At 75.6% G+C, this 4450-nt stretch carries 5 protein-coding genes and 1 pseudogene; 3 read left to right on the forward strand and 3 right to left on the reverse strand.

Annotated elements, in window-relative coordinates:
- From GL263_RS22265 to GL263_RS22275, 3 genes and pseudogenes are all read left to right on the forward strand, one after another.
- Window positions 1-650 (forward strand): annotated as a pseudogene (locus GL263_RS22265) (TerD family protein); the annotation flags it as partial.
- A gap of 73 nt (window positions 651-723) precedes the next feature.
- Window positions 724-1506, forward strand: a complete 783-nt coding sequence (locus GL263_RS22270; protein WP_182857529.1) for a glutamate racemase — start codon at window positions 724-726, stop codon at window positions 1504-1506.
- Window positions 1507-1576: 70 nt separating this feature from the next.
- Window positions 1577-2095, forward strand: coding sequence for an NUDIX hydrolase (locus tag GL263_RS22275; RefSeq protein ID WP_182857530.1), 519 nt, complete (start codon window positions 1577-1579; stop codon window positions 2093-2095).
- Here the strand turns inward: GL263_RS22275 and GL263_RS22280 are convergent.
- From GL263_RS22280 to dhaK, 3 genes are all read right to left on the reverse strand, one after another.
- On the reverse strand, window positions 2080-2520 hold the full coding sequence (locus GL263_RS22280) for a PTS-dependent dihydroxyacetone kinase phosphotransferase subunit DhaM (protein ID WP_182857531.1): 441 nt from the start codon (window positions 2518-2520) through the stop codon (window positions 2080-2082). The two genes, GL263_RS22275 and GL263_RS22280, sit on opposite strands and share 16 nt — an antisense overlap.
- Window positions 2513-3100 (reverse strand): dihydroxyacetone kinase subunit DhaL, encoded by a 588-nt coding sequence (dhaL, locus tag GL263_RS22285; protein WP_182857533.1) that lies wholly within the window; start codon window positions 3098-3100, stop codon window positions 2513-2515. The genes GL263_RS22280 and dhaL overlap by 8 nt, the downstream gene beginning before the upstream one ends.
- A gap of 90 nt (window positions 3101-3190) precedes the next feature.
- The gene (gene dhaK / locus GL263_RS22290; protein WP_182857532.1) at window positions 3191-4183 is read right to left on the reverse strand and encodes a dihydroxyacetone kinase subunit DhaK; all 993 of its coding nucleotides are present in this window, start codon (window positions 4181-4183) and stop codon (window positions 3191-3193) included.
- Window positions 4184-4450 lie beyond the last annotated feature (267 nt).

Raw genomic sequence — 4450 nt, forward strand, 5'->3', positions numbered from 1 at the left:
CCCCGGCCCCGGTCAGCCTCAGCAAGGTGACGCTGACCAAGGAGGCCCCGGCGGTGTCGCTCACCAAGCAGGGCGGCACCAGCGGCACCCTGCGCGTCAACCTCAACTGGGAGGTGCGCAAGCAGTTCAAGGGCTGGGGGCAGAAGCTCGGCCGGGCCATCGCCCAGCACGCCGACCTCGACCTGGACCTCGGCGCGCTGTTCGAGCTGGCCGACGGCCGCAAGGGCGTCGTCCAGGCCATCGGCAACACCTTCGGCGCCCTGCACCAGCCGCCCTACATCCACCTCGACGGCGACGACCGGACGGGCGCCTCGGCCAGCGGCGAGAACCTGAGCATCAACCTCGACCACATCCAGGACCTCCGCCGCATCCTGGTCTTCGTCACCATCTACGAGGGCGCCCGCTCCTTCGCCGGGCTCAACGCCACCGTCACCCTGCAACCGCAGTTCGGCGCGCCCGTGGAGTTCTTCCTCGACGAGTGCGACGTGCCGTCCCCGGTGTGCGCGCTCGCGCTGCTCACCAACCAGGGCGGCGAGCTGGTCGTCCAGCGCGAAGCCCGCTACCTGGTGCCCGAGCGCGGCGTGAGCCCGCAGCGCACCCTGGACTACGCCTACGGCTGGGGCCTCCAGTGGACCCCCGGCCGCAAGTAGCGCAACTCCGTCCACCGGCGGCGGGCCGGCGCACCCCGAGGGCGTCGGCCCGCCGCCGCGTATCCTGAGCGCTGTGAAGATCGCGCTCATGGACTCCGGTATCGGCCTGCTGCCCGCCGCCGCCGCCGTACGCAGGCTGCGGCCGGACGCGCACCTGGTGGTCTCCTCCGACCCCGACGGCGTGCCGTGGGGTCCGCGCACCCCGGCCGACATCGCCTCCCGGGCGCTGGACTGCGCGAGGGCCGCCGCCGCGCTGCGGCCGGACGCGCTGATCGTCGCCTGCAACACCGCCTCCGTGCACGCCCTGCCCACGCTGCGCGCCGAGCTCGAGCCCGCGCTGCCGGTCGTCGGGACGGTGCCCGCGATCAAGCCGGCCGCCGCCGACGGCGGGCCGCTCGCGGTCTGGGCGACGCCCGCCACCACCGGCAGCCCCTACCAGAAGCAGCTGATCAACGACTTCGCCGCCGGCGTGGAGGTCACCGGCGTCCCGTGCCACGGGCTCGCCGACGCCATCGAGCGCGGCGACGAGGAAAGCATCGACGCCGCCGTCGCCGCGGCGGCCGCCCTCACCCCGCCGGACGTCCGGGCCGTGGTGCTCGGCTGCACCCACTACGAACTGGTCGGCGAACGCATCCGCGCCGCCGTGCAGCGCGCCGGGCGGCCGCCGCTGCGGCTGTACGGTTCCGCCGGTGCCGTCGCCGCCCAGGCACTCCGCCGGATCGGCGCCGTACCGCGTTCCCCGGCGTACCCGGCCGGCTCGCTGACCGTCCTGCACAGCGGGCGCCCGGCCGAACTCACCGCCGTGGCACTCGGATACGCCGAGGGCCGCTCGCTGGCCGCCCCGAGCCCCGCCTGACCCGCGGGACACCGCGTTGTCCGCGGGTCCGGTGGGGAGCGCGCGACCGACGGGCCCGTAGGCTCGCCCCATGGCGACCCCCGACTTCATCCGCGAGCTCCGTGGCGGCGGCCTCGGCCGTGGCCTGCTCTTCCTCCCCGGCGTGACCGCCATCGTCTTCGACGACGAGGGCAGGGTGCTGCTCGGGCGGCGCAGCGACACCGGACGCTGGGCGGTCATCGGCGGCATCCCCGAACCGGGCGAACAGCCCGCCCAGTGCGCGGTGCGGGAGGTCTACGAGGAGACCGCCGTGCGCTGCGTCGCCGAGCGGGTCGTGCTCGTGGAGACCCGGGAACCGATCACCTATCCCAACGGCGACGTCTGCCAGTTCCTCGACATCACCCTGCGCTGCCGCGCGGTCGGCGGCCGGGCGCGGGTCAACGACGACGAGTCGCTGGAGGTCGACTGGTTCGAGCCGGACGCGCTGCCGCCGCTGGAGGAGTTCGGACGGACGCGGGTGAAGCTCGCCGCCGACAAGACGGCCTCCACCTGGTTCGCCCCCGCGGGCCCGCCGGCCGCGCCGGCGGGCCCGTCTCAGAGCTTGCGGTAGCCGTACGCCTCCTCCGCCGCCGCCGCGACCGCCTCGACGTCGGCCCCCGCCGACGCCGCGACCAGCGCCGCCACCGCCCCCTCCAGGAACGGCGCGTCCGCCAGCAGGGTGCCCTCGGGCAGCTCGTCCTCGGCGAGCAGCGCGCGGACCGTCAGCACCGCGCTGCCCAGGTCCGCCAGCACGACCACCCCCGCGCCGCCGTCCGCCCGCAGCGCGGCCGCCGCCACCCGCTCGGAACTGGTCCCCACGCCGCCGTCGTCCGTGCCGCCGGCCGCCTCGACGGGCGCGACCGCGCCACCGGCCGCCAGATCCCGCGCGAGCGCGGCCACCGACTCCGCGACCCGCGCGCTGTGCGAGACCAGCACCAGCCCCACCGGGCCGGCCGCCGCGCCGGAGTCCGTGCCGGAGTCCGTGACCTCACTCATCGCCCGCCGCCTCATCGCCCGCCGCCTCCAGCAGGGCGGCCACCAGCAGCGCGGACGACGCGGCCCCCGGGTCCTGGTGCCCGACGCTGCGCTCACCGAGATAGCTCGCCCGCCCCTTGCGGGCCAGCAGCGGCACCGTGTCCACGGCGCCCTGGCGGGCGGCCGTCGCCGCGGCCTGCAGACCGCCGTCGAGCGCGTCCACCGCCGGGAGGAGGGCGTCCAGCATCGTCTTGTCGCCGGCGACCGCGCCGCCGAGCCGCGCCACCCCGTCCACCCCGGCGGCGAGCGCGTCGCGCAGCCCCGGCAGGTCGGTGCTCGACGCGTCCCCGAGCTGCTTGCCCGCCCGCCGCAGCAGCGTTCCGTACAGCGGCCCCGAGGCACCGCCGACCGACGAGATCAGCGTCCGCCCGGCGAGCGTGAGCACCGCGCCCGGCGTCGCCGGCGGTTCCTCGGCCAGCGCCGCCGTCACGGCCTTGAACCCGCGGCGCAGGTTCTCGCCGTGGTCGGCGTCGCCGATCGCCGCGTCCAGCTCGGTGAGGGTCTTCGCCTCCCGGTCGACGTCCCGCGCGCACGCGTCCATCCACCGCAGGAAGAACCCGGTGTCCAGCTCCACTTGTCCCACTCCTGTTCCGTCAACCGATCCGGGGGATCCGTCGGTACCGCCGAGGGCTCAGGCGCCCCAGCGCAGCGCCGGCGTCCGCACCGGCGCGTCCCACAACCTCAGCAGCTCCTCGTCGGCCTGGCAGAACGTCACCGACGCGCCCGCCATGTCCAGCGACGTCACGTAGTTCCCGACGAGCGTACGGGCGACCACCACACCCCGTGCGTCCAACGCCCGCCGCACCTCGGCGTTGAAGCCGTACAGCTCCAACAGCGGCGTGCCGCCCATGCCGTTGACGAGCAGCAGCACCGGGGCGGTGGGCTGGAGATCGGTGAGCAGGGCGTCCACGGTCGCGTCGGCGATCTCCCGCGCGGTCATCATGCCGCGCCGCTCCCGGCCGGGCTCTCCGTGGATGCCGATGCCCAACTCCAGCTCGCCCTCGGGCAGGTCGAAGGTCGGCGAGCCCTTCGCGGGGGTGGTGCAGGCGGTCAGGGCCACCCCGAAGCTGCGGCAGGCGTCGGCCACCTTGCGGGCGATCCAGGCGACCCGGTCCAGCGGCGCGCCCTCGTCGGCGGCGGCGCCGGCGATCTTCTCCACGAACAGGGTGCCGCCCGTGCCGCGCCGGCCGGCCGTGTAGGTGCTGTCGACCACCGCCACGTCGTCGGCCACCAGCACCTTGGCGACCTGTACGCCCTCGTCCTCGGCCAGCTCGGCGGCCATGTCGAAGTTGAGTACGTCACCGGTGTAGTTCTTCACCACAAAGAGCACGCCCGCGCCGCCGTCCACGGCGGCCGCCGCCTTCACCGTCTGGTCCGGCACCGGGCTGGTGAACACCTCGCCCGGGCAGGCGGCGTCCAGCATGCCCGGGCCCACGAAGCCGCCGTGCAGCGGTTCGTGCCCGCTGCCGCCGCCGGAGACCAGCCCGACCTTCCCGGCGACCGGCGCGTCGCCGCGCACCACCAGGCGGGCCGACACGTCCACCGTCAGCTCCGGGTGCGCGGCGGCCATGCCGCGCAGGGCGTCGGCCACCACCGTCTCCGGCACGTTGATCAGCTGCTTCATCGTCGTCTCCCGTCGGCTCGCCGGCGCTACGGCCCTGTCGGGGCGCGGGTTGTCGCCGCCCGCTGTGCCCAGTGTGGACCCATACCCAGCCGTACCGCCTTCCCACCGCGCCGCACCAGTCGGCTCGCCGCGCACGCCCGCCACGCCGGTGAACCGGACAGGGCCCGGCATGTCCGCCACGCGCCACTGCGTCCATACTGGTTCGGGCAAGGGGGAGGGCAGCGACGACGGGGGCCGGGCCGATGGCGGAGGGCGCAACGCTGATCC

The sequence above is a fragment of the Streptomyces durbertensis genome, assembly GCF_014156695.1.
GTDB classification, from domain to species: Bacteria; Actinomycetota; Actinomycetes; order Streptomycetales; family Streptomycetaceae; genus Streptomyces; species Streptomyces durbertensis.